This is a genomic window from Bacillus hominis, assembly GCF_018332515.1.
GTDB lineage: Bacteria > Bacillota > Bacilli > Bacillales > Bacillaceae_G > Bacillus_A > Bacillus_A hominis.
Window position 1 is genome coordinate 1 of the sequence record NZ_BOQD01000621.1, and the last position, 633, is coordinate 633.

The window sequence follows — 633 nt, forward strand, 5'->3', positions numbered from 1 at the left end:
TAGTAGCGTTTTCATTTTTGAGAGTATAATTCAATTTACTTTATGTGAAAATGATGACTCTTAGGATAGAAATGAACTCAAAAATTAAATCAGTAAGGAGGAAAAACATGAAACATAATGATTGTTCTAATGACAATCACTGTAATCCAATTGTTTTTACAGCTGATTGTTGTAAGAATCCACAGACAATTTGTATTACTAATCAACAATTAGCTACATTGATTAGTTTATTAAATGGCTTAATAACGGCTACCCCAACGTATTTTGCGAATCCAAGTAATGCAAATAAACTAGTAGTAATCGATTTGTCTGAACAATTTTTAATCTTCCTAGATTCATTACTACCTTCTTCAGAAGGGGATTATTTAAAACAATTAATTCAAAGTATTTTAAATGTATTATTTCTTCCTAATCCGAGCTTGGCACAATTGTTTGTACTATTACAACAATTTTATAGTGCACTTGCAGAATTCTTCTTCGCTTTAACGTGTATTGCTCCATCAACTTTACGACTTTTATTAAATCTATTAACGCAAATAATTAGTCTCACTCCAATTCCGCCAGGTCCAACAGGAGCAGCAGGGGCAACAGGAGCAGCAGGAGCAACAGGAGCAGCAGGAGCAACAGGAGCAG

General features: G+C 33.5%; 1 protein-coding gene. It reads left to right on the forward strand.

Translation table 11 applies throughout. The features are described from left to right. Positions 1 to 107 precede the first annotated feature (107 nt). A partial coding sequence (locus tag KI356_RS27665; protein WP_212937060.1) for a collagen-like repeat preface domain-containing protein occupies positions 108 to 633 on the forward strand: 526 nt, incomplete at its 3' end.